Origin of the sequence: Pedococcus bigeumensis (assembly GCF_039531795.1) — a bacterium.
In the GTDB taxonomy this organism is placed as follows: Bacteria; Actinomycetota; Actinomycetes; order Actinomycetales; family Dermatophilaceae; genus Pedococcus; species Pedococcus bigeumensis.
In genome coordinates, this window is record NZ_BAAAQS010000003.1 from 759,241 (window position 1) to 783,795 (window position 24,555).

Here is a 24,555-nt window from a genome sequence, read left to right on the forward strand (position 1 = left end):
TACCCGCAACGCTCGCTCGGTAGGCTCACGGACCGTGACCGACACCTCCGCCGCCCGCGCCCGCCTGCTCGACATCATCAAGGACAAGGCCATCGTGCACGGCCGCGTGACCCTGTCGTCCGGCAAGGAGGCCGACTACTACGTCGACCTCAGGCGGATCACCCTCGACGGCGAGGCGTCGCCCCTCGTCGGGGTCGTGATGCGTGACCTCATCGCCGACCTGGACTACGACGCGGTGGGCGGGCTGACCCTCGGTGCCGACCCGGTCGCCACCTCGATCCTGCACGCGAGCGCGGCTGCCGGCGACCGCAAGGACGCCTTCGTCGTGCGCAAGGCCGGCAAGGCGCACGGGCTCCAGCAGCGCATCGAGGGCCCTTCGATCGAAGGACGTCGCGTCGTGGTCGTCGAGGACACCACGACCACCGGCAACTCGCCGATCGACGCCGTGGAGGCGGCCCGCGAGGCCGGGGCCGAGGTCGTCGCCATCGCGACCATCGCCGACCGGGCGACCGGCGCGGCACAGCGCTTCGAGGACGCCGGGATCGAGTACCGCTACGTCTACGACCTCGAGGAACTCGGTCTGGCCTAGGCTGCTCTGCAGCAGGCGGGACGCCGCCCAGGACAGCGCCGCACAAGACAAGGGGTTTGCTCATGTGGGTCTGGATCATCATCGCCGTCGTGCTCGTCCTGGTCGTCCTGTGGGCGGTCGGCGTCTACAACGGGCTGATCAAGCTGCGCAACCTCGTGCAGGAGGCCTGGCGCCAGATCGACGTCGAGCTCAAGCGGCGCCACGACCTGATCGGCAACCTCGTCGAGACCGTCAAGGGCTACGCCGCCCACGAGCGCGGCACCCTCGAGGACGTCATGAAGGCGCGCTCGGCCGCGATGGCCGGTGGGCAGTCACCCGCACAGCAGGCGCAGAGCGAGGGCATGCTCAGCCAGGCGCTCGGTCGGCTCATCGCCGTGGCCGAGGCCTACCCCGACCTCAAGGCCAACCAGAACTTCCTCGCCCTCCAGCAGGAGCTCACCTCCACCGAGGACCGGATCGCCTCGGCCCGCCGCTACTACAACGCCAACGTGCGCGAGCTGAACACCAGGGTCGAGACCGTCCCCTCCAACATCATCGCGGGGATGTTCAACATCGGCCGCGCGGAGTACTTCGAGGTCGAGGGCGAGGAGCGCGACCCGGTGAAGGTCGACTTCGGCCAGCGCGACGCGACCATCCCGCCGCCCAGTGGGTATGCCGGGGGCACGCCAGCCGCGCCGCCCGCGGGGCCCTCGGCCGGCGAGGCGACTGCCGCTGGTCCTGCCCCGACCGCCGCAGCGCCCACCCCCGAGACCACCCCTGCGGCCGAGACGCCTCCCTCCACCCCCCAGCCCTAGGCAGGGTCAGGGGCAGGAGGAGGGGTCCACCGGATGGTGGACGGCGGGTCCACCGCGCGGGTCTGACGCGTCGGCCCCGCGTGCGGGAGGCTGGAGCCATGTCCGCACCCGACGCACCCATCCTCGTCACCGGCCTGCGCAAGCGGTACGGCGACCGCGCCGCCGTCGACGGAATCGACCTGCAGATCGAGCGCGGCGAGGTGTTCGCCCTCCTCGGCCCCAACGGAGCGGGCAAGACCACCGCCGTCGAGATCCTCGAGGGCTTCCGCCAGCGCGACGGTGGCACCGTCTCGGTCCTGGGCGAGGACCCGCAGACGGCAGGGCTGGCCTGGCGCAACCGGCTGGGCATCGTGCTCCAGTCGTCCACGGGGCTGGACCTGCTCACCCCGCGGGAGGCCCTCGCCAGCACCGCCAAGGTCTACCGCACCCCGCGCGACGTCGACGAGGTGATCGCCGCCGTCGGGCTCACCGACAAGGCCGGTGACCGGGTCGGCAAGCTCAGCGGTGGCCAGCGCCGGCGCCTCGACGTGGGCCTGGGCATCATCGGCACACCCGAGCTGCTCTTCCTCGACGAGCCCACGACCGGGTTCGACCCACAGGCCCGGCGCGACTTCTGGGAGCTGATCGGGTCTCTCGCCGACGGCGGGACGACGATCCTGCTCACCACCCACTACCTCGACGAGGCCGAGCACCTCGCCGACCGGGTGGGCGTCATCGCCGCCGGGCGGATGCTCGCCCTCGACACCCCGGCGAACCTGGGTGGCCGGTCGCTCTCCCAGGCCACCGTGACGTGGGAGGACGCCGCGGGTGTGCGGCACACCGAGCAGACCAGCGTGCCGACGCAGCTCGTGGCCCGCCTCGGCGCGGAGCTCGGTGGCGAGGTGCCCAAGCTCACCGTGACCAGGCCGTCGCTGGAGGACACCTACCTCGCCCTGATCGCACCGCACCTCGCCGGCAACGACAGCGAGCCCGAGCTGGAGGTCGTCGCGTGAACGCCGCCGCCATCGGCTGGGACCGCACGGTCCTCGAGCTGAAGATGTACTTCCGGGAGAAGGAGGCGGTGTTCTTCTCCTTCGCCTTCCCGATCCTCATGCTCAGCATGTTCTCGGTGATCTTCAGCGACAGCTTCGCCCAGGGCGATGCCGAGGCGGCCGGGGTGAACGCGGCCCGCTTCTTCCTGCCGGGCATGGTCGCGGCCGGGGTGATGCTGACCAGCTTCCAGACGATGGCGCTGAGCGTCGCCGTCGAGCGGGACGACGGCACCCTCAAGCGACTGCGGTCGACGCCCATGCCGCCGGTTGCCTACTTCCTCGGCAAGGTCGGCCTGGTCGCCCTCACCAGCCTCGCGCAGTTCACCCTCCTGCTGGCTGTCGCGAAGCTCGGGTTCGGGGTGCAGCTGCCCACCGACGCGGGCCGCTGGGCGACCTTCGTGTGGGTGTTCCTGCTGGGGGTCGCGGCGGGGACGGTGCTCGGGATCGCCTTCTCCTCGCTGGCCTCCTCGTCGCGCTCGGTCGGCGCCATCGTGATCGCGCCGACCCTCATCCTGCAGTTCATCTCGGGCGTCTACTTCGCCTTCACCGACCTGCCCGAGTGGCTGAAGCAGGTGGCGTCCCTGTTCCCCCTGAAGTGGATCGCCCAGGGCATGCGCTCGGTCTTCTTCCCCGACGACTGGCAGACCCAGGAGATGGCCGGCACGTGGGAGCCCGGTCGCACCGCGCTGGTGCTGGCCGTCTGGCTCGTCGCCGGTCTGGTCGTCTGCGCCCGCACCTTCCGCTGGACCAAGCGCGGCACGACATGATGGTGCCGTGAGCGCCAACGGCATCGGGCCGGCCGACTGCTCGGAGCAGGGGTCGTCCGCGAACGACCTCGACGAGATGTGGCGCGGCCAGCTGCGCTGGTGGCACGGGCTGTTCGCCGTCCTCGTCGCGACCACCGCCGTCGTGATGGTGGTCGAGGACCAGCCACACCTCGCTTGGCGGGTCGCGGGCGTGCTCGCCATCGGCACCGCGTATGCCGTGTGGGGTCGCCGGGGCATGGGCGAGCGCGACGAGCGGGCCGGCCTCACCTACCTGGTGGTCGCGTGGGGGCTGATGATCGGCCTGATGGCGCTCGACGGCACCGGCACCGCGTGGATCCTCAGCTTCGGCCTCTTCCCGCAGACCTGGGCGATCCTGCCCCGCAACAAGGCGGCCCTCACGGTGGTGCTGGCCGTCGTCGGGATCGGGCTCGCCCGGCTGTGGCAGGGACCACGCACCGGCGACGACTTCGTCGGCATCGCGATCAGCACGGTGATCATGCTCGTCCTGTCGCTGACCCTGGGACTGTTCATCGACCGCATCATCAGCGAGGCCGACACCCGCGCCCGCACCATCGACGAGCTGAAGCGCACCCAGGACGAGCTGGCGGCCGCCGAGCGGGCCCAGGGGGTGGCCGGTGAGCGCGAGCGGATCTCCCGCGAGATCCACGACACGCTCGCTCAGGGGTTCACCTCGGTCGTCACCCTCGCCCGCGCGACGGAGCTCGCCCTCGACCGCGGCGACCTGGCTGCGGTGCGCGAGCGGCTGCGGCTGATCGAGCAGACCGCCGCCGACAACCTGTCGGAGGCGCGGCTCATCGTGGCCGAGATGACACCGGGCCACCTGCAGTCGCGCACCCTGTCGGAGGCCCTGCAGCGGCTGGTCGACGCGGTCTCCGCCGAGAGCGGGATGACCGGCACGCTCCACGTGGAGGGTGAGCCGGTCGTGCTCCCGGCGAACTCAGAGGTCGTCCTCCTGCGCACCGCCCAGGAGGGGCTGGCGAACGTGCGACGGCACTCCGGCGCCACGACGTTCGAGCTCTCACTGACGTATGCCGCTGACGGCCCGGTCGCCCTCGCGGTCTCCGACAACGGGATCGGGTTCGAGCCCGGTGCGCAGGCCCGGGGTTACGGGCTCGACGGTGCGACGGCCCGGGCCTCCGAGGTGGGCGGCCGCTTCGACGTCGACAGTGCGCCCGGCAAGGGCTCGCGGCTCCGGGTGGAGGTGCCCCGATGACGTTGCGGTTGTTGGTGGTCGACGACCACCCGGTCGTGCGGATGGGCCTGGTGGCGATGCTGTCGGAGCACACCGACTTCGAGGTGGTGGGCGAGGCCGCCGACGGTGCCGAGGCGGTGCTGCTCGCCGAGCGGCTCGCCCCGGACGTCGTGCTGATGGACCTGCGGATGCCGGTCATGGACGGCCCCGAGGCGACGGCCAAGATGCTGGCCAGCCCTCCGGCGCCCGCGGTGCTGGTGCTCACCACCTACGACACCGACGCCGACATCGTCCGCGCCGTCGAGGCCGGCGCCAACGGCTACCTGCTCAAGGACGCGCCGAGGGAGACGCTGGCCGACGCCATCCGGCGCGCGGCCCGAGGCGAGACCGTCCTCGCTCCACCGGTCGTGGCCAGGCTGGCCAGCCGGCTGCGCACGCCCGCGGTCCCGGCGCTGACCGACCGGGAGGCGCAGGTGCTCCGGTGCGTGGCCAGGGGCCTGTCCAACGCCGAGGTGGGCCGGGAGCTGCACATCGGGGAGGCGACCGTGAAGACCCACCTCCTGAGGGCCTTCGAGAAGCTGGGCGTGACCGACCGCACGGCCGCCGTCACCGCGGCATACAAGAGCGGCCAGATCGAGCTCTGAGTGGCGCCGGAGGCGGGCCGCACGTGACTTGCGCTGGTTTGCGGTGGTTCGTCCCGCGCACCTGCGCTAGTACCGAAAATGGGTGCCCTCGGCGCCCCGAGCACGTCACCATGGATGGTCGACGGGGTCCCGCACGGCCCCCGCAGGGTGAGAGGGGTTCGCAATGCGCAAGGTCTACCGGGTACTCGCCTTCCTCGTGGCCATCGAGGTCGCGGTGCAGGCGATGTTCATCGTCTACGGCGACGCCGGCCTGGGACTGTGGGTCGACGACGGAGGGGTCGTCGACAAGGCGACGTTCGAGAACGCGTTCGAGTCCGGACAGGCGCCGTTCCCGGAGTTCCAGGCGTTCGTGCTGCACGGCATGAACGGCATGATGGTCATCCCCGGCCTGGCGCTGCTGCTGGTCATCTCGTCGTTCTTCGCAAAGGTCCCGAAGGGGATCGCCTTCGCCTTCGGCGTCCTGGCCCTGGTCGTGGTGCAGGTCACGCTCGGCCTCCTCGGCCACAGCGTCGCCGCGCTGGGTGCGCTGCACGGGATCAATGCCCTGGCGCTGTTCTCCACGGCTGCCTGGACCGGCATCCGGTCCCGCTCGACCGCGACGACCAGGCGCCGTGACAGCGAGTCCGCCGAGCGCGTTGCCGTCTGACGACCCGGGGGGTCGGGGAAGGCGGCGGGCGCGCGTCCGTCTGGTCGTCGCGCTCGCCGCCGCCCTCGCTGTGCTCCTGCCGCTGGTCTGGTTGTGGGCGGCGAGCCTCGTGCCGTCCTCCTACTCGGTGATGACGATGGGCCCCGCCGACACCGGCGGGGTCGCGCTGTCGCACTCCCACCGGCCCGGCGCCGCGGGCGGGCGGGACGTCACGACCCTGGTCGAGCCCGACCGGGGTCCGCCGGACGTCGACGTGACCCTGACTGCGCGCCGGCAGCAGGTGACCGTCCCCGGGGGTCCGACGCTCACGGCATACACCCTGAACGGCACCACGCCGGGCCCCACGATCCGCGCGCGGGAGGGTGACCTCGTGCAGGTCACGCTGGTCAACGAGTCGGTGCCCGACGGCACCACGCTGCACTGGCACGGCATCGACGTGCCGAACGCCGAGGACGGGGTGGCGGGCGTGACCCAGGACGCGGTCCCGGTCGGGGGGCGCCACGTCTACCGGTTCCGGGCCGCGCAGGTCGGGACCTACTGGTACCACTCCCACCAGGTCTCGCACGAGCAGGTCATCAAGGGCCTGCTCGGCGCCGTGGTCGTCACCCCGCGGGCCGGCCTAGGGGGCGACGTCGACGTGCTCGGGCTGGCGCACCTGTATGCCGGTCGGCGCGCGGTGCAGGGACGCGCGGGCGACGTGCCGGTGGAGGTCCCCGCCGGGGCCCGGGCGCGGGTGCGGATCATCAACACCGACAACGGGATCATGCCGGTGTGGGTGAGCGGCGCTGCCTTCGAGGTGGTGGCCGTCGACGGCACCGACGTCAACGAGCCCACCCCCGTCGAGGGGAAGAAGGTGGCCCTGGCGGCCGGCGGTCGGGTCGACCTCAGGGTGCACGTCCCCGCCTCCGGCGCGGCGGTGCGCGTGGAGATGGGCGGGGCCGCGCTGGTCCTCGGGCCAGCCGGCAGCTCGACCCCGGCGACCCGCGCGCCGTCGGGCGTGGTGGACCTCCTGAGCTACGGCTCACCCGCTCCGCTGGGCCTCGACGTGGCGCACCCCGACCGCAGGTTCACCTACAGCATCGGTCGCCGCCCGGGCTTCATGAACGGGCGGCCGGGCGTGCACTGGACCGTGAACGGACGGATGTTCCCGACCGCACCGATGTTCATGGTGGCCGAGGGGGATGTCGCCGTGGTGCACATCGACAACCACTCCGGCGAGACGCACCCGATGCACCTGCACGGCCACCACGTCGTCGTGCTCGCCCGTGACGGCGTCAAGGCCACCGGCAGCCCGTGGTGGACGGACAGCCTCGAGGTCCTCAACGGTCAGGAGTTCGACGTGGCCTTCGTCGCCGACAACCCGGGGGTATGGCTCGACCACTGCCACAACCTGCCGCACGCCAGGGACGGCCTGACGGCCCACCTGATGTACGAGGGGGTGACGACCCACTTCAGGCTCGGGCGGGGCACTCCCAACACCCCCGAGTAGAGGGGCGACGGGCTCGTCGCGTCCGGCTCGGCAGCCCGGGTCGGCGGCTCGGGTCGGCGGCTCGGGTCGGTCAGACGCGGTCGTCGCGCAGGTCCTCGACGGCCTCGCCGGTCTCCTCGACGACCACCTCGATCGGGGTCCGTCCACGACGCACCCGGATCACCTCCACGACCATGGGGATGACCGACACGGCCACGATGGCCATGATGGCCAGCTCGAGGTGGTCCTTCAGGGCGGGGAACGAGTTGCCCAGGAAGTAGCCCAGCAGCGTGATCGCCCAGACCCAGAGGACGGCGCCCACGCCCGACCACACGAAGAAGTGCCGCCGCTCCATCCGGCTCACGCCGGCGACCACGGTGATGAAGGTGCGCACGATCGGCACGAAGCGGCCGATGACCAGGGCCTTGGCGCCGTGCTTCTCGAAGAACTCGTGGCTCTGGTCGAAGTACTTCTTCTTGAGGAAGCGGCCGTCCCGGTCGTAGAGCGGCCGACCCACGGCGCGACCGATCTCGTAGCCGACGACGTTGCCGGCGAACGCCGCGACGCTCAGCACCAGCAGGGCGACGACGAGGTTCATCGAGAAGTCGCCGGTGCTGATGAACAGCCCGATGGCGAAGAGCAGCGAGTCACCCGGCAGGATCGGGAAGAGCAGCCCGCACTCGATGAACACGATGGTCACGCTCACCCAGAAGAACTGCGATCCGAAGTGGTCGAGGAGCCACTGGGGGTCCATCCAGTTGGTGCTGAGTGAGTGCATGGGGAAAAGGGTATGCCGTGTGCGCGCCGGCCCCCCAATCCTCGCCTGTGCGGATGCTGAGAACGGGTCGTGCGCCCGAGACGGGCCGGGGAGCACGTCCCGGGCACACCACCCCGGCTAGCCAGCGGGCCAGCTGCGTTGGATGCGCGTCCAGTCGCCGATCTGCGCGAAGGGGTCGGGCTGGGCCCGGCTGCGATCGACCGGTGGGCCCGTCATCGGTGCGTAGTGGTCCAGCCCCGACGTGAACACGCCCTCACCCCGCGTCAGGTGCGGGATCCGCTGCTGCACGCCGTGGACCGCGTCGGCGGGCACCTCCCCGACCAGCACGGCCGACCGACCGCGCAGGGTGGTCTCGAGCGGCACGGCATGGTGCCGCGACAGCTCGCCCAGCACCGAGCCGAGCGTGTCCTCGGGCACCTCGAGCTCGAACCGGTGCACCGGCGCGCCCACGACGGTGCCCGCACGCACCAGGGCCTGCGCCAGCACGAGTCGGGTCAGGCTGCGGAAGTCCTGGGCGGTGCTCGACATCGCCTTGTCGAACGTCGCGTGCGCGTGGCTCTGCCGCGGGAAGTAGCCGGAGTGGGTCATCACGACCCGGGCGTCGGGGACGGGCCAGCCGTGCACGCCCTCCTCGAGCGTCGCGTCCACCCCCTCCCGCACGGCCGTGAAGAACGCGGGCGGCATCGACCCGAGCTCGATCTCCAGGGCGAACTCGTGGCCGGCCCCGACGGGGAGCGGCTCCACCCGCAGGCCCACCGTCGCGAGGAACGGGTTGGGGGCGGTGGCGATGAGCTGGACGGCCGCACCAGGGGCGACCACCCGCTCGACGCAGATACTCGTCGTCGGGCGGAAGGTCACCTCGACGCCGTACTCCTGCGCCAGCACCGCCGCGATGACCTCCTTCTGCACCTCGCCGTACAGCGACACGGCGATCTCGCGCCTGCCGTCGTCGCGGCGCAGGTCGATGAGCGGGTCCTGGTCGGCCAGCTCGGTGAGTGCGGCGTACATCGGCACCACGTCGTCCGGCCGCACCGGGTCGACCACCGTCTCCAAGGTCGGCCGCGAGAACTGCTCGGCCTCCCCGCACTGGGCCGGCAGGGCGCCGAACCGGTCGCCGATCCGGGCCGACGACCAGCCCGTCACGGCGGCGATCCGGCCGGCCGGCACCTGGTCCACCGTGACCAGCCGGCCCCGGTCGAAGAGCCTCAGGCCGGTGACCTTCTCCGCCGCCCGGCCGTCGAGCTCGACGCGGTCGCGCACGCGCAGCGACCCCGAGCGCACACGCGCCAGGACGGTCCGTCCACCCTCGGCCCGGTCGACCTTGAAGACGGTGCCACTGGGCGGGCCGGTGCCCTCGGGGGTGACGCCCGGAAGCAGGGTCGCGAGGGTGTCGAGCAGCTGGGTCACGCCCGCACCGGTGATCGCGGACCCGAAGAGCACCGGGTGGCCGGTCGCGCCGCGCACCCTGGCGCGCAGCTCGCCGAGCTCGGTCGCCCCCACCTCGAACGGCAGGTATGCCGCGTCGCGGGTGCCCGCGTCGCTCACCTGGCCCAGGGCGAAGGCCTCCGGGCTGAGCCGGGTGCCGATCTCGCCGAGCACCCCGTCGGGGTCGGCCCCGGACCGGTCGACCTTGTTCACGAACACGACGACGGGCAGGCCGAGGCGCTGGAGGGCGCGCATCAGCACCAGGGTCTGCGCCTGGACCCCCTCGACCGCTGACACGACGAGCACCGCTGCGTCGAGCACGGTCAGGGCGCGCTCGACCTCGGCGATGAAGTCGGAGTGCCCGGGGGTGTCGATGAGGTTGACGGTCGTCGCCCGCCAGTCGAAGGAGACGACCGCCGAGCGGATCGTGATGCCGCGCTGGCGCTCCAGCGCCATGCTGTCGGTCTGCGTGTCGCCGGCGTCGACACTGCCGGGGTGGTCGAGCACCCCGGCCTCGTAGAGGACTCGCTCGGTCAGGCTGGTCTTGCCGGCATCAACGTGCGCGACGATCCCCAGGCTGAGGGTTCTCCTGCTTCCAGCTCGCACTGGCTTTCACATCCATTCGGTAGGTGGGTACCTGGCGGGACGTGAAAGCTGCTCGCATTGGTCGGGTTCCTCTCGTGGGCAGTGCCGGCGGTCGGCAGCTGGGGCCCCTTCATGGCAACAGAGCCGGGGCGACCGGGGCAACCGGTTTTACCGGTCGCAAAGGGCCGACGGCGGCCGAACCACGACGGCGGGACCACGACGGCGGGACCACGACGGCGGCACCACGGCCCTGCCCGTCACCAGTGGGGAGCCGGCTCAGGGCTGCAGCGCGGCGTCCTGACGGTGGTGGCGACCCGGGAGCGGCACGACGCCGAGCCCGACCACGGCCGCGATGGGCAGGAGCGGCCACACCCAGTGGATGCCGTCCCGAGCGACCAGGCCGGAAGCCGCCATCACCCCCAGCCCCCCGCACATCGCCGCGGTCGCGACCACTGGCCGCCAGGCGGCGGGGGCCGGGCGGCGGTCGCGCACGGGGGACTCGAACCTGCCGAACAACAGCACCAGCCCGGACGTCGCGACGGCGATCACAGCGAACCACACCGGTCGGGTGACCCACCAGGAAGCGCTGAGGGGCGCCGTGTGGAGCCCGAACCCGCCGGCCAGCAAGGACATCCCGATGACCAGCACCATCGCGGTCAGGTGCCAGAGGTAGACGGACATGATGCGGAGGTTGACCATGACCGTGACTGCCCAGAGCCTCGGCCGCTCCATCAGCAGGGTCAGCCGGCGTTCGGCGAGCAGCACCACGCCGGCCTGCATCATGCCGAGGAAGGCCAACGTGACCCGGGTCGGGTAGGAGTTGTTCAGGACCGCCCCGTCGACCCCGATCATCGAGATCGGGTAGGGGCCGGCCCAGACGAGCGTCACGAGTCCGACCAGGCCCACGCCGGCGAGCGCGACCCGCCGGCCCCGACCGGCCAGCGCGCCGTCGAGCCACGCGAACCCGAGCTGGTGCACCGTCGCCCAGACGACGAGGTAGTTGGCGAAACCGACCCACAGGTTGTCCCCGGCGATGCTCCACCAGTCGACCAGGCTTCCCAGGACGAGCCCGGCGCCGACGCTCCACCAACCGAGTCGCTGCCAGGCGGCGAGCAGGAGCGGCGCGAAGGCCACCACGCCGATGTAGGCCGCGAGGAACCAGGTGGGCACGAGGGCGACCTGCGAGGCAGTGCGCAGCGTCGCGGTCGGGACGTCCGCGGCATACGCGATGGAGACGATCACGAGCCACACGAGGAGGAGGGGGAGCACGGGTGCGGCCAGGCGCCGCAGGCGGGCCCGCAGCCACGTGGCGTAGCTGTCGTCGCGCCGACGGGCCGAGCGCCACGAGAGGCCGTTCGCGTAGCCGCCGACGATGAAGAACAGCGGCATCACCTGGAACACCCAGGTCAGCGGGTGGCTCCACGACGCGATGTTGAGCACGGCGTTCGGGACGAGCGAGCCGTCGCGCACCATGACCGCGGCCATCAGCCAGTGGCCGAGCACGACGGTGACGATGGCGGCGGCACGCAGGAAGTCGACCACCCGGTTGCGGTCAGCGGGGGTGGCGGCGACGAGGGCGCTGGGGTCCATGGGTCGAGCGTGCCTCGCGCAGGGCAGGCGCCGCTTGAGTACAAGTGCCCACCCGCTGTGGTCACGACGGGCCGTCCGCGACGCGGTGGTGCCCGCGCAGCCGGGCCGCACCATCACGATCCGGCACTCATCTGAACGCTGGTGTCGATTGGTGGCCGCGCGTGGGACCGTCGGGCCAGGACCTCGTCGGGGGATGGGGCCAGCGCACACCGGGGGGTGGGCCATGGGCAGACCACTGCCGACGCGCAGGGCCGTGTTGGCCGGCGCGCTCGCCACGGGCGTCGCCACCGCGCTGTTCCCGGGAGCCGCCCACGCGGGGGGCCGTCAGCCGCGCACGATCGACCCGCACTCGCGCTCGCGCGTCGATCCCCGGTCGATCAGCTGCGTGGACACCCGGAAGAGGGTGGTCGCCCTCACCTTCGACGACGGCCCCGACCCCGCCTCCACCCCCCAGGTCCTGGAGGTCCTCGAGCACTTCGGCGTGCCGGCCACGTTCTTCATGATCGGGCGCAACGTCGTCGAGCACGGCGAGCTCGTGACCGAGGTGGTCCGGCGTGGCCACCAGGTCGCGAACCACAGCCAGGACCACCTCTGGCTCGACCGCCAGCCCCCGGGCGTCGTGCAGCGTCAGGTCGACCTCGGCGCCCAGAGCCTCGTGCGCGCGGGGGCGCCCCCGAACCGGTTGTTCCGGCCCCCGCACGGCTGGACCAGCGGCACGGTGGCGGACGTCCTGGGCCAGGAGGGGTCACGGAGCATCTTCTGGAGCGACTGCCTCGAGCACCACCTGGCCCTCGGCCCGCCGTCCGCGGCGGTCGCCGCCATGGCGGAGCGGGTGCTTCCCGGCTCGATCCTGCTCTGCCACGACGGGGGACACCTCGACGGCCCGCACCCCCAGAGCTTCGACCGGTCCGCGACCGTGGCTGCGCTCCCGCACCTGCTCGAGGCCGTGCTCGCGAGGCACCTGCGGTTCGTGACGGTGAGCGAGCTGACCGGCGTCTGACGGCCTCACCCGTGGGTGGCGTCACCCGTGGTTGGCTTGGGCCATGAGCTCGCACGGAGGCACGGTCCGCCAGCTGCGGTTGGTGGTGCACGCGGAGGACTACGAGGCCGCGCTGCGCTTCTACCGCGACGTCATCGGTATGCCGGTCCAGGAGGCCTACGCGGGTGACGGGGGCGCCCAGGTGTCGATCCTGGACGCGGGGCGCGCGACGCTCGAGCTGTCGAACACCGCCCAGGTCGAGATGATCGACGAGGTCGAGGTCGGTCGACGGGTCGCGCCGCACTTCCGCGTCGCGCTCGAGGTCGACGACGCCGAGCAGGTCACCGCCGAGGCCGTCGCCGCCGGGGCCGAGCTCATCGCGCCGCCCACCGAGACGCCGTGGCGCTCACGCAACGCGAGGCTCGCGGCGCCGGCCGGCGTCCAGCTCACCCTCTTCCAGGAGCTCGATGACTGAGGTGACGAGCGCTGATGAAGAGGTCGGGGTCGGTCCCTGGGCGGGGGAGTGGCCCACCGGCGACCACTGGGACCCCGAGCTGCTGCGCGACGGTGACCGCCGCAACGTCATCGACGCCTACCGCTACTGGCGGCATGACGCGATCGTGGCGGACCTCGACACCCACCGCCACGACTTCCACGTGGCCGTCGAGAACTGGGGCCACGACTTCAACATCGGCTCGGTCATCAGGACCGCGAACGCGTTCAACGCCAAGGCTTTCCACATCGTCGGCAAGCGTCGCTGGAACCGCCGCGGGGCGATGGTCACCGACCGCTACCAGCACGAGCACCACCACCCCACCGTCGACGACCTGGTCGCCTGGGCCGCAACGGCCGGTACCGACGCGCAGGGCCGGCCACGCGGCATACCCCTCATCGGGATCGACAACCTGCCCGGGTCGGTGCCGCTCGAGACCCACGACCTGCCGCGCGAGTGCGTGCTCGTCTTCGGGCAGGAGGGCCCCGGGCTGTCCGCACCCATGCGCGAAGCCTGCGAGGTCGTGCTGCACATCGAGCAGTTCGGGTCGACGAGGTCGATCAACGCCGGCGCAGCGGCGGCGATTGCCATGCATGCCTGGGTGCGACGCAACATCTTCGGGCAGGCTGTCGATTAGCACCCCGCTCGCTCGTCATCAGGGTGGAAGCACCCACCGATGAGAGGAACCACCATGACCCAGTACATCGTCCTGCTGCCGACCGACGAAGGGCGTTACGCGTCGGCCTCCGCCGAGGAGCGTGCCGAGCTGACGGCCGCCCACGGCGAGTTCGTCCAGCTGCTCGCCGAGCGCGGGCACAAGATGACCGGCGGCGCCCAGCTGACCCCGTCGGGGCAGGCGCGGGTGGTCCGGGGGTCCGCCCTCGACGACGTGTCCCTGACCGACGGCCCGTACGCCGAGAGCGCCGAGCAGGTCGGCGGCTACTACGTCGTGGAGACCTCGGACGCCGACGACCTGGCCAAGGTCTGCGGGCGGCTCCTCGCCACTCCGTTCCACGACGCCATCGAGATCCGCCAGCTCGTCGAGGGCATGTGAGGCCGGCCATGACCGAGTACGTCGTGCTGATCGTCGGTGACGCCGACCGCTGGTGGACCACCATGAGCATGGACCAGCGCCAGGACGGGTATGCCGAGTACGCCCGTTTCGCGGACGAGCTCGGCAAGCGGGGCCACAAGATCACGGGAGGTGCCGAGCTGCACGCCACGTCGGAGGGACGCCGCATCCCACCCGGTGGGGGTGCCGCGACCGAGGGTCCCTTCGCAGAGGTGACCGAACAAGTCGGTGGCTTCTACCAGGTCGAGACCGATGACCTCGACGACCTGGTCGACTGCTGCCAGATCATCGCGGCCCTGGGTGACGGTGTGCAGGTGCGCCGAGTGGTCACGCCCGAGGACCGCGAGACGTGAGGTACGTCGTCCTCATCGCCTACGAGCCGGGCCACTGGGACGGCGCGGACGAGGCGGTGCGGCAGGAGTACTTCGACGCCCACCACGCCTTCGAGGAGTACGTCGAGCAGCACGGTGAGCGGTTGTCCAGTGGGGCGCTGAGCGATGCCGACCTGGCCACGACGATCAGGCGCGACGGAACCTCCGACGTCGTCACCGACGGGCCGTTCGTGGAGCTGACCGAGCAGATCGGCGGTTACTACGACGTCGAGCTGCCCGACCTCGACGCCGCCATCGCGGCGGCCAAGCTGCTGCCCCGGGCCTACACGCTCGAGATCCGCTCCGTGGTCGGCGTGGAGGGCTACGAGAGCCGGTGACCGACCGGCCGGGGGAGACGACGCCGGAACCGTCCGCCGAGGTGCTGGCGACGGTCGTGCGCGAGGAGTGGGGACGACTGACGTCGCTGCTCCTCGCGCGCTTCCGTCGGCTCGACCTGGTCGAGGACGCCCTGGCCGACGCGGTCGAGACGGCAGCGCGCCGGTGGGCCCGTGACGGCACCCCGGACAACCCCGTCGGCTGGCTGCACACCGCGGCCCGGCGACGCGTCCTGGACCGGTTGCGGGCCGAGGCGATGGCACAGCGCAAGGTGCCGTTGCTCGTCGTGGAGGCCGAAGGGAAGGAGGGGTCGCCCGTGCTCGCGGACCCCGGGGACCTCGTGGAGGACGACCTCCTGCGACTGGTGCTGATGTGCACCCACCCGGCCCTCGACCCGGCTGCCGCCAGCGCGCTGGCCCTGCGCCTGGTGCTCGGCGTCAGCACGGCCGACATCGCGCGGCTCTTCCTCGTGCCGGAAGCCACCATGGCGGCCCGCGTCACCCGGGCCAAGCGCAAGATCGTGACCGCCGGGATCCCGTTCGCGGTGCCGTCCTCCGACGTGCTGCCCGAGCGGCTCGACGCGGTGGCCCAGACCGCGTACCTCGCCTTCACGGCGGGGTACGCCCCCGGCTCGGGACCGGACGCCCTGCGCACGGGCCTGGCCGGGGAGGCGATCCGCCTCGTGCGGGTCGTGCTCAGGCTGCGCCCGGAGGAGCCCGTGCTGGTCGCGCTGCTGGCGCTGATGCTCCTGCAGCACTCGCGGCGCGACGCCCGCGTCGACGCCGACGGCGCGATCGTCCTGCTGCCCGACCAGGACCGGTCGCGGTGGCACCGCGACGAGATCGACGAGGGTGTCGCGCTCGCGTCCTCGGCCGCTCTCACCGGACCGCTCAGCGTCCAGGCAGCCGGGTATGCCGTTCAGGCCGGGATCGCGGTCGAGCACGCGACCGCGCCCAGCGCCGCAGCCACCCGGTGGGACCGCATCGTGACGCGCTACGACGACCTCGTGGCACTGTCTCCCACCCCCAGCGCCCGGCTGGCCCGGGCTGTGGCCGTCGCCGAGGCCCGGGGACCGCGTGAGGGACTCGCCGCGCTGGCGGGGCTCGACGACGACCTGGCGCACAGCCACCGGCTGCCGTCGGTCCGGGCCGAGCTGCTGGCCCGCGCCGGCGACACCGAGGCCGCCGACGCGGCATACGCGCTCGCCATCGAGCGGTGCGGCAACGACGCCGAGCGGGCCCTGCTCGAGGAGCGCCGCGCGGCCCTTCGCGACGCGACCAGCTGAACCGGTGCGGGGGCTCTGCACGAACCTCGGCCCGGACCTCCGCACGGACCTCGAACCACGCTGAGACACGGGTGTCCGGCTGCGCTCGGGTCGTGCAAAGATCGGCGACGACGCAAGGACGCCGCAGAGTCGCACACCCGCCAGTCGAAGGAGACTCCCATGCCCATCGCCACCCCCGAGGTGTACGCCGACATGCTGGACCGCGCCAAGGCCGGTTCGTTCGCCTACCCGGCGATCAACATCTCGTCGTCGCAGACCCTCAACGCCGCGATCCGGGGCTTCGCCGAGGCCGGCAGCGACGGCATCGTGCAGGTCTCCACCGGTGGCGCCGAGTACCTCTCCGGCCCCACGGTCAAGGACATGGTGACCGGGTCGATCGCCCTCGCGGCCTACGCCCACGAGGTCGCCAAGAAGTACGACGTCAACATCGCGCTGCACACCGACCACTGCCCGAAGGACAAGCTCGACGGCTTCGTCCGGCCGCTGCTCGCCGCGAGCGCCGAGCGCGTCCGGGCGGGGGGCAGCCCCTGGTTCCAGTCGCACATGTGGGACGGCTCCGCGGTGCCGCTCGACGAGAACCTCGAGATCGCCCGCGAGCTGCTGGCCCTGGCCAAGGACGCCCACGTCGTCCTCGAGATCGAGGTCGGTGTCGTCGGCGGCGAGGAGGACGGTGTCGAGGGCAAGATCGACGAGAAGCTCTACTCCACGCCGGAGGACGCCGTGGCCACCGTCAAGGCGCTCGGCGCGGGGGAGAATGGCCGCTACCTGACGGCCCTCACCTTCGGCAACGTCCACGGCGTCTACAAGCCCGGCAACGTCAAGCTGCGCCCCGAGATCCTCAAGACCGCGCAGGAGGCGGCCGCCCGTGAGCTCGGCCTCGGCGCCGACGCCCGACCGTTCGACCTCGTCTTCCACGGTGGGTCGGGCTCGACGGCCGAGGAGATCGCCGCCGCGGTCGACTACGGCGTCGTGAAGATGAACATCGACACCGACACCCAGTACGCGTTCACCCGCCCGGTGGCCGGCTACATGCTCGCCCACTACGACGGCGTGCTGAAGATCGACGGCGAGGTCGGCAACAAGAAGCAGTACGACCCGCGCGCCTGGGGCAAGGAGGCCGAGGCCGGCATGGCGGCCCGCGTGGTCGAGGCCTGCCAGAACCTGCGCTCGGCCGGCACCCACGCATGAGCGACAACCTCCTCGGCATCCCCGAGACCAGGCTCCCCGTCGACCCCGCCGCCGCGAAGCTCGAGGACGGGGTGGCCGCAGACCAGGTCGCCGCGGCCCACCCGACCTCGTCGCTGGCCTGGGCGACCCTGGCCGAGGACGCGCTCGCCGACGGACGCACCGTCGAGGGCTACGCCTACGCGCGCACCGGCTACCACCGCGCGCTGGACTCGCTGCGCAAGAACGGCTGGCGCGGCCAGGGTCCGGTGCCCTGGGAGCACGAGCCGAACCGCGGGTTCCTCCGCTCGCTCGCTGCGCTGTCCCGCGCCGCCGGCGCGATCGGTGAGACCGAGGAGGAGCTGCGGTGCGCGCAGTTCCTGCGCGACTCCTCGATGACCGGGGCCCGCGAGCTCGGTCTCTGACCGCGTTCCGGGGCGCCGGCGAGCCGGAGCCCTGCGAGCCCGGTCTGCGGCCGGCTGGAGACGAACAGTGACGCCGGGGGACCGGACCCTTGGATCCATTCCCCCGGCGTCGCCCCCTGTGCCGTGGACCGTGGTCCACGTGGCTGCTCGTCACGTCGTCCCCTGCCGCCTGACGAGCAGCGTCCGGCCATTCTGCATGACGGCGCCGAGGCGTGCTGGCACTATGCTGTCAAAGGACAGATGATGCCGTCTCGGGGTGGGGGAAAGCCTGTGACCAGCGCAAACGACCGCGCGCACGAGGTCGAGCGGCTGCTCACCGATCCGTTCGACCGGCTCATGGCCATCCTCGAACGGGGCGAGGAAGAGATCGACGCGCGGCGCGCCGAGCTGGCTGAGGTGCGCTACGCGCTCTACGAGCTGACCGCCCAGGGCGGCCCGGCCCGCCCTCCGCAAGCGGGCCACGTGCTGGAGCCGCTGCGGCCCGAGATGGCGGCTCCACTGCTGCGCTACCTGATCGAGCACACCACCGACCTCAGCCGGGTCTGCACCATGGTGGTCGACGCCGGTGCGGGGGTCGAGCAGGAGAACTACCGGCTCAACCAGGACCTGCTGGCCGAGGGACGCTTCCGGCAACGCACCATCTACCCGATGGACATCATGGAGACCGAGCAGGGCCGGGCGTGGGTGCGGTCGTTCGCTGCGGTCGGGGAGGAGCAGCGGCTGTCGCTGTCGCCCCCGAGCGAGTTCGCCATCTTCGACGAGCACTCGCTGGTCGCCGTGAGCGAGTGGGGCAACCCTGGGTCCAGCTACGTCATGGTGCGCGACCCCATGCTGGTCGCGGCCTTCATCCAGCTGTTCGACCGGGCGTTCGACCGCGCGCTTCCGGTTTCTCCGGACGACGAGCACGACGACGACCAGCGGCTGGTCAAGCTCCTGGGCCTCGGGCTCAAGGACGAGTCGATCGCCCGCTACCTCGGGTGCAGCCTGCGCACGGTGCGGCGGCGGGTGGCCGTCCTGATGGCCAGGCACGGGGTGCAGACCCGCTTCCAGCTCGGCCTGGCGGCGTCCACGGGCGGTCTCGACTCCCCGCTGGCGGACCGCGACCGGTAGCCTTTCCCGGTACGGGCCCCGTGCGAACACCGCGGGGCCTGCCGCATGACCAGTTCGATCGACGCGGACACCGACACAGACACGGAGAGGTGCGGGTATGCCGGCAATCGTGCTCGTGGGCGCCCAGTGGGGCGACGAGGGCAAGGGCAAGGCCACCGACCTGATGGGCAGCGACGTCGACTACGTCGTGAAGTTCAACGGTGGCAACAACGCCGGCCACACCATCGTCATCGAGAAGGACGGCAAGCGCGAGAAGTACGCGCTGCACCTGCTCCCGTCGGGCATCCTCACCCCGACCTGCACGCCGGTGATCGGCAACGGCGTGGTCGTCGACCTGGCCGTGCTCTTCGAGGAGCTCGACGGCCTCGAGGCGCGTGGTGTCGACACCTCTCGGCTGCTGGTCAGCGCGAACGCCCACATCATCGCGCCCTACAACCGGGTGCTCGACAAGGTCACCGAGCGGTTCCTCGGGTCGCGCAAGATCGGCACCACGGGCCGGGGCATCGGCCCCACCTACGCCGACAAGATGGCGCGCAACGGCATCCGCGTGCAGGACCTGTTCGACGAGAAGATCCTGCGCCAGAAGGTCGAGGCCGCGCTCGCCTACAAGAACCAGATCCTCGCCAAGATCTACAACCGGCGTGCCGTCGAGGTCGACGAGGTGATGGACGAGCTCCTCGGGTATGCCGAACGGTTGCGTCCCATGGTCGCCGACACCTCCCTGGTGCTCGAGCAGGCCCTCAACGAGGGCAAGACCGTGCTCCTCGAGGCCGGCCAGGCGACCCTGCTCGACGTCGACCACGGCACCTACCCCTTCGTCACGTCGTCCAACGCGACCGCGGGCGGGGCCTGCACCGGGTCGGGCATCCCGCCGACGCGGGTCAACACCGTGATCGCGATCCTCAAGGCCTACTCGACCAGGGTGGGCGAGGGCCCCTTCCCGACCGAGCTCGAGGACGCCAACGGCGAGTTCCTGCGCAAGACCGGGGCGGAGTTCGGCACGACCACCGGGCGTCCGCGCCGCTGCGGCTGGGTCGACACCGTCGTCGGCCGCTACGCCACCCGCATCAACGGGGTGACCGACTTCGTGGTCACCAAGCTGGACGTGCTCACCGGGCTGGAGACCATCCCCGTGTGCATCGCCTACGACGTCGACGGTGTGCGGCATGACGAGATGCCGGTCAACCAGACCGACTTCCACCACGCCAAGCCGATCTACGAGGAGCTGCCCGGCTGGTGGGAGGACATCTCCACCTGCCGCAGCTTCGAGGAGCTCCCCGCCAACGCGCAGGCCTACGTGCTGCGCCTCGAGGAGCTGATCGGCGCCCGGGTCTCCGCGATCGGGGTCGGACCGGGTCGCGACGAGATCATCAGCCGGCACTCGCTGCTCGGCGCCTGACCGGGCGGTGCTCGGTGTCCGAGGAAGGTGCGGTGCCTGAGGAAGGCGCGGTGCCTGAGGAGGGCGCGGTGCCTGAGGAGGCAGTGCGCGGTGTCTGAGCCAGTGCGTCGGCCGAGGTTCGAGCCCGGCTCCCCCGTGCGGGTGCAGTTCACCAAGTGGGGTGGACAGCGGCACCACGGTGCGGACGTCGTCTACCTCGGCGCCGACGACCACGGCGACTGGCTCGGCGACGCCGTCGGCAACCAGTGGTCCGGAGGACCCAAGTCGTTCGTCAGCATCACTGACAACGTCTTGTTCGTCCCGCGGGACCGGGGCCTGACGGCGATGTTCTACACCGATCACCCCGAGCAGGAGTTCGAGCTCTACGTCGACATCACCACGGTGCCCGTCTGGGACGGAGCAGTGGTGACGGCCGTGGACCTCGACCTCGACGTGATCCGGCGCTTCGACGGCAGCTGGTACGTCGACGACGAGGACGAGTTCGCGGAGCACCAGGTCACCTACGGCTACCCGCCCGACCTGGTCGCTGCAGCCGAGGTCGAGTGCGCCCGCGTGGGTGACGAGATCCGTGCGGAGGCAGCGCTGTTCGCCGACGCCAGGGCCAACCCCTGGCGCGCGGTCCTGCGGTCCCTGCGGTCAAGCTGACGGCCCGGGGCCCAGCCGTGACGAGCTCGTCACGGCTGGGCCCCGGAGGTCGAAGCCGTGGGTCAGGCGCGGCGGCGTACCACTCGCTTGAGCCCTGCACCGGCGAGGACGAGTGCGCCGCCGAGGGCGAGCAGCTCGGCGGTGCCGTCGGCCCCCGTGTGTGCGAGGGCGGGCACGGCCGAGGCCGACGCGGCAGCCGGCGCGGGGTCGGTCCCCTTGCCACTGCCGCCGGCTCCGCCGTCTCCGGCGTCGCTGTCAGCCGTGACGGTGGGCGTCGGGCAGGCGTCGCCCGCCGAGACGGCCGGCGTGACCAGGACCGGGGTGTCGGTCGCCGCGGTGTCGATGACGGTGCGCGACTCGTCGGTCTTGACCCATGCCTCGCCGGGCGACGTGGCCGCCCACTGGAAGTCCTGGTGGGAGACCTCCGCGACGGCGTCGTGGTGCTCTCCGGGGATGCTGTGCTCGGGCACGTCGACGGCCTGCTCCTCGTGGCTCACCGCCGGATGGGCGACGACGTGGGTCTGCGCCTCGTGCGTGACGACGTGCGTCTCGGCCGGGTGGGTGACCATGTGGGTCTCGGCGTCATGGCTGACCACGTGGGTCTCGGCCGGGTGGTAGACCGGGTGGGTGACTGCGGGAACGGTCTCCCAGTAGCCCTGTTCGGGCACTTCACCCCAGTAGTAGTTGCCGGTCAGGCTCCACCCGCTCCCGCTCGGGCTGGTGCCTTCGCGATACCAGTCGTAGTAGAGCGTGTTGCCGAAGATGTTCCGGTACCGCCACTGGTTCACCCGGTAGTACGAGGCCTGTTGGGTGACCACGTAGCGGTTGTAGGACCAGGCATCGGTGACCGTCTCGACCCAGGCTTCCTTGTCGACGACCGTCTCGACCCAGGCTTCCTTGTCGACGACCGTCTCGTCCCAGGCTTCCTTGTCGACGACGGTCTCGACCCAGGCTTCCTTGTCGACGACGGTCTCGTCCCAGGCCTCCTTGTCGACGACCGTGACGGTCTTGAAGGTGGCCGGCACGACGACGTCGGGCTCGTCCCAGGCGACCATTCCCGGCGTGTCGACGACCGTGGTCGACCACTTGAGCTCGACGTGGCTGACCGCGTCGGTGTGGACGGTGTCATAGACCGCCGCCACCGCCGGGGTGCCGCACGCCGTCTCGGCGTGGGCGGCGCCGGCGATCAGCAAGGGGGTGCAGGCCAGCGCCAGGGTGAGCCCGGTCCGGGTGCGTGCAGACGTCATCGATTGCCTCTCAGGGGATGGGCCTCCCGCTGAGACGCATTGGTCAAGAAACTACCCAGATTGGGCATAGGAAACGTAAAGGACATGCCCGGCACCACCGAAGGGACTAGCCATCTCGGACACTTCGGTCAGAAGCCATCACTGCGAGGTGTGAACGCCTTCAGGCAGGACGCAGCACCGTCATCCGGTGGGCTGCCCGGGTGAGCGCGACGTAGAGGACGCGCACCCCGCCTGGCGACTCGGCCGTGATCTCGTCGGGGTCGACGATCAGCGTGGCGTCGTACTCCAGGCCCTTGGTCGACATCGGGTCGATGACGCCCACGCGGTCGCTGAGCGTGCCCAGCCCGGCCAGCTCCGCGGCATACCGACTGGGGGTGATGACCGCGATCGAACCCTCCACCTCGTCGAGGAGGGACTCCACGGCCGCGGTGGCGGCGGCGAGCCAGCCACCCGCGGTGACGGCGACGTCGACCGGCTCGACACCGGTCTCCCGCACCGCCTGGGGGATGTCGGCATCGGGCACGTGGGCGCGCACGACCTCGGCCGCGTAGTCGAAGATCTCCCGGGCGTTGCGGTAGTTGGTGTCCATGTGGAAGAGCCGGCGCTCCTGGGTGCCGAAGGCCTCCTCGCGGGCGCGACCGGCCTCGACGGCATCGGGCCAGGATGCCTGGGCCGCGTCGCCGACGACGGTCCAGGACGAGTACCGCCCGCGGCGCCCGAGCATGCGCCACTGCATCGGCGAGAGGTCCTGCGCCTCGTCGACGAGGACGTGGGCGTACTCGCCGGGGCCCTCGATGCGGCCCTGGAGCAAGAGCTCGCGCGGGTCGGTGGGAGCCGTGCGGGAGGACTTCGTGCCGACCGCCCGGGAGTCGCTGCCGGCCCGCACCTCGGCCACTCCGAACTGCGAGACGTCCTCGAACTCCTCGATCTCGTAGAACCCGCGCTCCTCGGCCGGACCGTCCTGCACGGGTCCGAGCCGGGCGGCCAGGTCGTCGATGAGCGCGGCGTCGGCGGCCGACCAGCTGCCGACCTCGAGGGCGTGCTGCATGGACGCGGCGAACACGTCGCAGTCGTTCGGCGACAGGACGCCGGCACCGTGCTGCCGAGCCCGCTCGGGGTCCGCGAGCCAGAGCAGCACCTCGCGAGGGTCGACCTGCGGCCACCAGGTGGCGAGGAAGGCGTCGACCTCGAGGTGGTCCTCGAAGCGGTCCATGAACTCGGCCCGGTCGCCGTCGCGCACACTCGCCCACGCAGCCTCGGCCAGGGCGCTCTGCACGGCCTTGGCCGCCAGGTTGCGCTGGTGGTTGCGCAGCACCTGGGCCCGGATCCGGTCGAGGACCGGGGCGTCGACCCGCACGGCCTTGCCGTTGACGAAGGCGCGGAACGTCTCGGGGGCGTCCGGCGGCGCGTCGGCGGCAGCCCGGGCGAGCAGGCGCCGGATCCCCAGCGAGCCCTTGATCGCCGCGGCGCGGGGGGTGTCGAGCCTGGTGGCGGTGACCCCGTCGACGACGTCGCCCAGTGAGCGCAGCGTGACCGACTCCTCGCCGAGTGAGGGGAGCACCCGCTCGATGTATGCCGTGTAGGCGGAGGAGGGGCCCACCACGAGGATGCCGCCGGCCTCGAACCGGCGCCGGTCGGAGTAGAGCAGGTAGGCCGCGCGGTGCAGGGCGACGACGGTCTTGCCCGTGCCGGGTCCGCCGGTGATCTCGGTGATGCCACGGGCCGAGGCGCGGATGGCCTCGTCCTGGTGTCGCTGGATGGTCGCGACGATGTCGCGCATCTGGGCCCCCCGGCTGCGGGTCAGGGCGGCCAGGAGGGCACCGTCGCCGACGACGACGAGGTCGTCGGGCGCCTCGGGCACCATGAGGTCGTCCTCGACACCGACGACGTCGGGGCCCTTGCACCGCAGCACGCGCCGACGGAGCACGTCCATGGGCTCGACCGGGGTGGCCCGGTAGAAGGCGGCGGCCGCGGGGGCGCGCCAGTCGACGACCAGGGGCTCGTAGTCGTCGTCGCGCACGCCGAGCCGGCCGATGTAGCGCGTCTCGCGGTCCGAGGGCTTCGCCGCGTCGGACAGGGCGTGGTCGAGGTCGAGCCGGCCGAAGACCAGGCCTTCGTACTGGGTGTCGAGGGTCGAGCGTCGCCGGGCCGCGTTGAAGACCAGGGCGTCCCGCTCGAAGAGGCCGGTCAGCTCCTCGTCTCGCACGTCGCCGGTGCGGTCGGTGCGACCGCGCGCCAGGCCGTCGGCCTCGATCAGGCCGGCCCGCGCCTGGGCCTTGGTGAGCTCGCCGTAGACGAGGTCGACGTGGGCCTGCTCGATGGCGATCTCACGGGCGACCTCTGCGCTGGAGGCCTTGGCATTCGAGGACTGCGCGCTCGAGTGGTCCGATCCCGTCACGGTGCGTTGCTTTCTGGCTGGTCGTTGATGGCGCCCACTGCCCCGCCGTCAGGCGAGGCTGTGGTGCGGCTGCTCCCCACGGGGAACGCACGAGTCTAGCG

At 71.7% G+C, this 24,555-nt stretch carries 25 protein-coding genes; 20 read left to right on the forward strand and 5 right to left on the reverse strand.

The genetic code is table 11. The annotated features are described in order from the left end of the window. Window positions 1-34: 34 nt before the first annotated feature. The 8 genes from pyrE to ABD262_RS14190 all read left to right on the forward strand — a co-directional run bounded on the left by pyrE (window position 35) and on the right by ABD262_RS14190 (window position 7,173). Complete coding sequence (gene pyrE, locus ABD262_RS14155) at window positions 35-589, forward strand: orotate phosphoribosyltransferase (protein WP_344137350.1); 555 nt, start codon at window positions 35-37, stop codon at window positions 587-589. Window positions 590-651: 62 nt separating this feature from the next. Then, entirely contained in the window at window positions 652-1,383 is a 732-nt protein-coding gene (locus ABD262_RS14160; protein WP_344137353.1) for a LemA family protein, read from the forward strand. A 98-nt stretch (window positions 1,384-1,481) separates the two neighbouring features. Then, window positions 1,482-2,375, forward strand: a complete 894-nt coding sequence (locus ABD262_RS14165) for an ABC transporter ATP-binding protein (protein WP_344137356.1) — start codon at window positions 1,482-1,484, stop codon at window positions 2,373-2,375. Then, complete coding sequence (locus tag ABD262_RS14170) at window positions 2,372-3,181, forward strand: ABC transporter permease (RefSeq protein ID WP_344137359.1); 810 nt, start codon at window positions 2,372-2,374, stop codon at window positions 3,179-3,181. The genes ABD262_RS14165 and ABD262_RS14170 overlap by 4 nt, the downstream gene beginning before the upstream one ends. A gap of 7 nt (window positions 3,182-3,188) precedes the next feature. Continuing rightward, entirely contained in the window at window positions 3,189-4,415 is a 1,227-nt protein-coding gene (locus ABD262_RS14175) for a sensor histidine kinase (protein ID WP_344137362.1), read from the forward strand. Next, complete coding sequence (locus ABD262_RS14180) at window positions 4,412-5,038, forward strand: response regulator (RefSeq protein ID WP_344137365.1); 627 nt, start codon at window positions 4,412-4,414, stop codon at window positions 5,036-5,038. The genes ABD262_RS14175 and ABD262_RS14180 overlap by 4 nt, the downstream gene beginning before the upstream one ends. A 163-nt stretch (window positions 5,039-5,201) precedes the next feature. After that, a complete protein-coding gene (locus ABD262_RS14185; protein ID WP_344137368.1) occupies window positions 5,202-5,684 on the forward strand; it encodes a COX15/CtaA family protein in 483 nt (160 codons plus the stop codon). Next, window positions 5,650-7,173: a multicopper oxidase family protein gene (locus ABD262_RS14190; RefSeq protein WP_344137371.1), complete on the forward strand. Its 1,524-nt coding sequence runs from the start codon at window positions 5,650-5,652 to the stop codon at window positions 7,171-7,173. Before ABD262_RS14185 ends, ABD262_RS14190 begins: the two co-directional genes overlap by 35 nt. Window positions 7,174-7,243: 70 nt before the next feature. On the opposite strand, the gene ABD262_RS14195 is transcribed toward ABD262_RS14190, so the two are convergent. The 3 genes from ABD262_RS14195 to ABD262_RS14205 form a co-directional block, all read right to left on the reverse strand. Continuing rightward, window positions 7,244-7,930, reverse strand: coding sequence for a DedA family protein (locus tag ABD262_RS14195; protein WP_344137373.1), 687 nt, complete (start codon window positions 7,928-7,930; stop codon window positions 7,244-7,246). Between the two features lie 117 nt (window positions 7,931-8,047). Next, the gene (locus ABD262_RS14200; RefSeq protein WP_344137376.1) at window positions 8,048-9,961 is read right to left on the reverse strand and encodes a GTP-binding protein; all 1,914 of its coding nucleotides are present in this window, start codon (window positions 9,959-9,961) and stop codon (window positions 8,048-8,050) included. Between the two features lie 255 nt (window positions 9,962-10,216). Next, the gene (locus ABD262_RS14205; protein ID WP_344137379.1) at window positions 10,217-11,530 is read right to left on the reverse strand and encodes an acyltransferase family protein; all 1,314 of its coding nucleotides are present in this window, start codon (window positions 11,528-11,530) and stop codon (window positions 10,217-10,219) included. 223 nt (window positions 11,531-11,753) lie between these two features. On the opposite strand from ABD262_RS14205, the gene ABD262_RS14210 reads away from it, so the two are divergent. From ABD262_RS14210 to ABD262_RS14265, 12 genes are all read left to right on the forward strand, one after another. Then, entirely contained in the window at window positions 11,754-12,530 is a 777-nt protein-coding gene (locus ABD262_RS14210; RefSeq protein ID WP_344137382.1) for a polysaccharide deacetylase family protein, read from the forward strand. A gap of 43 nt (window positions 12,531-12,573) precedes the next feature. Further along, the gene (locus ABD262_RS14215; RefSeq protein WP_344137385.1) at window positions 12,574-12,984 is read left to right on the forward strand and encodes a VOC family protein; all 411 of its coding nucleotides are present in this window, start codon (window positions 12,574-12,576) and stop codon (window positions 12,982-12,984) included. Beyond that, a complete protein-coding gene (locus ABD262_RS14220; RefSeq protein ID WP_344137388.1) occupies window positions 12,977-13,639 on the forward strand; it encodes a TrmH family RNA methyltransferase in 663 nt (220 codons plus the stop codon). The genes ABD262_RS14215 and ABD262_RS14220 overlap by 8 nt, the downstream gene beginning before the upstream one ends. Before the next feature lie 54 nt (window positions 13,640-13,693). Further along, window positions 13,694-14,056: a YciI family protein gene (locus tag ABD262_RS14225; RefSeq protein ID WP_344137391.1), complete on the forward strand. Its 363-nt coding sequence runs from the start codon at window positions 13,694-13,696 to the stop codon at window positions 14,054-14,056. A gap of 8 nt (window positions 14,057-14,064) precedes the next feature. After that, window positions 14,065-14,427, forward strand: coding sequence for a YciI family protein (locus ABD262_RS14230; protein ID WP_344137393.1), 363 nt, complete (start codon window positions 14,065-14,067; stop codon window positions 14,425-14,427). Continuing rightward, the gene (locus ABD262_RS14235) at window positions 14,424-14,783 is read left to right on the forward strand and encodes a YciI family protein (protein WP_344137395.1); all 360 of its coding nucleotides are present in this window, start codon (window positions 14,424-14,426) and stop codon (window positions 14,781-14,783) included. The genes ABD262_RS14230 and ABD262_RS14235 overlap by 4 nt, the downstream gene beginning before the upstream one ends. Next, entirely contained in the window at window positions 14,780-16,066 is a 1,287-nt protein-coding gene (locus ABD262_RS14240; RefSeq protein ID WP_344137398.1) for an RNA polymerase sigma factor, read from the forward strand. The genes ABD262_RS14235 and ABD262_RS14240 overlap by 4 nt, the downstream gene beginning before the upstream one ends. Window positions 16,067-16,225: 159 nt before the next feature. Beyond that, window positions 16,226-17,254 (forward strand): class II fructose-bisphosphate aldolase, encoded by a 1,029-nt coding sequence (gene fbaA, locus ABD262_RS14245; RefSeq protein ID WP_344137401.1) that lies wholly within the window; start codon window positions 16,226-16,228, stop codon window positions 17,252-17,254. Next, window positions 17,251-17,655 (forward strand): DUF3151 domain-containing protein, encoded by a 405-nt coding sequence (locus ABD262_RS14250; RefSeq protein ID WP_344137404.1) that lies wholly within the window; start codon window positions 17,251-17,253, stop codon window positions 17,653-17,655. Before fbaA ends, ABD262_RS14250 begins: the two co-directional genes overlap by 4 nt. Before the next feature lie 270 nt (window positions 17,656-17,925). Next, window positions 17,926-18,765, forward strand: a complete 840-nt coding sequence (locus tag ABD262_RS14255; protein WP_344137407.1) for a hypothetical protein — start codon at window positions 17,926-17,928, stop codon at window positions 18,763-18,765. A gap of 97 nt (window positions 18,766-18,862) precedes the next feature. After that, window positions 18,863-20,164 (forward strand): adenylosuccinate synthase, encoded by a 1,302-nt coding sequence (locus tag ABD262_RS14260; protein ID WP_344137410.1) that lies wholly within the window; start codon window positions 18,863-18,865, stop codon window positions 20,162-20,164. A 90-nt stretch (window positions 20,165-20,254) separates the two neighbouring features. Beyond that, complete coding sequence (locus ABD262_RS14265) at window positions 20,255-20,809, forward strand: DUF402 domain-containing protein (protein ID WP_344137413.1); 555 nt, start codon at window positions 20,255-20,257, stop codon at window positions 20,807-20,809. 62 nt (window positions 20,810-20,871) lie between these two features. Here ABD262_RS14265 and ABD262_RS14270 read toward each other — a convergent pair whose 3' ends face one another. Then, the gene (locus ABD262_RS14270) at window positions 20,872-22,056 is read right to left on the reverse strand and encodes a hypothetical protein (protein ID WP_344137416.1); all 1,185 of its coding nucleotides are present in this window, start codon (window positions 22,054-22,056) and stop codon (window positions 20,872-20,874) included. Window positions 22,057-22,216: 160 nt separating this feature from the next. Further along, window positions 22,217-24,454 carry a HelD family protein gene (locus ABD262_RS14275; RefSeq protein ID WP_344137419.1) on the reverse strand — a complete coding sequence of 746 codons (2,238 nt, stop codon included), beginning with the start codon at window positions 24,452-24,454 and terminating at the stop codon, window positions 22,217-22,219. Window positions 24,455-24,555 lie beyond the last annotated feature (101 nt).

What these genes read in the sequence shown, in the direction of transcription:
- ABD262_RS14160 (WP_344137353.1), top strand. Translation starts at nt 652, where the DNA reads ATGTGGGTCTGGATCATCATCGCCGTCGTGCTCGTCCTGGTCGTCCTG.
- ABD262_RS14165 (WP_344137356.1), top strand. Translation starts at nt 1,482, where the DNA reads ATGTCCGCACCCGACGCACCCATCCTCGTCACCGGCCTGCGCAAGCGG.
- ABD262_RS14180 (WP_344137365.1), top strand. Translation starts at nt 4,412, where the DNA reads ATGACGTTGCGGTTGTTGGTGGTCGACGACCACCCGGTCGTGCGGATG.
- ABD262_RS14185 (WP_344137368.1), top strand. Translation starts at nt 5,202, where the DNA reads ATGCGCAAGGTCTACCGGGTACTCGCCTTCCTCGTGGCCATCGAGGTC.
- ABD262_RS14195 (WP_344137373.1), bottom strand. Translation starts at nt 7,930, where the DNA reads ATGCACTCACTCAGCACCAACTGGATGGACCCCCAGTGGCTCCTCGAC.
- ABD262_RS14205 (WP_344137379.1), bottom strand. Translation starts at nt 11,530, where the DNA reads ATGGACCCCAGCGCCCTCGTCGCCGCCACCCCCGCTGACCGCAACCGG.
- ABD262_RS14210 (WP_344137382.1), top strand. Translation starts at nt 11,754, where the DNA reads ATGGGCAGACCACTGCCGACGCGCAGGGCCGTGTTGGCCGGCGCGCTC.
- ABD262_RS14215 (WP_344137385.1), top strand. Translation starts at nt 12,574, where the DNA reads ATGAGCTCGCACGGAGGCACGGTCCGCCAGCTGCGGTTGGTGGTGCAC.
- ABD262_RS14220 (WP_344137388.1), top strand. Translation starts at nt 12,977, where the DNA reads ATGACTGAGGTGACGAGCGCTGATGAAGAGGTCGGGGTCGGTCCCTGG.
- ABD262_RS14225 (WP_344137391.1), top strand. Translation starts at nt 13,694, where the DNA reads ATGACCCAGTACATCGTCCTGCTGCCGACCGACGAAGGGCGTTACGCG.
- ABD262_RS14230 (WP_344137393.1), top strand. Translation starts at nt 14,065, where the DNA reads ATGACCGAGTACGTCGTGCTGATCGTCGGTGACGCCGACCGCTGGTGG.
- fbaA (WP_344137401.1), top strand. Translation starts at nt 16,226, where the DNA reads ATGCCCATCGCCACCCCCGAGGTGTACGCCGACATGCTGGACCGCGCC.
- ABD262_RS14250 (WP_344137404.1), top strand. Translation starts at nt 17,251, where the DNA reads ATGAGCGACAACCTCCTCGGCATCCCCGAGACCAGGCTCCCCGTCGAC.
- ABD262_RS14260 (WP_344137410.1), top strand. Translation starts at nt 18,863, where the DNA reads ATGCCGGCAATCGTGCTCGTGGGCGCCCAGTGGGGCGACGAGGGCAAG.
- ABD262_RS14270 (WP_344137416.1), bottom strand. Translation starts at nt 22,056, where the DNA reads ATGACGTCTGCACGCACCCGGACCGGGCTCACCCTGGCGCTGGCCTGC.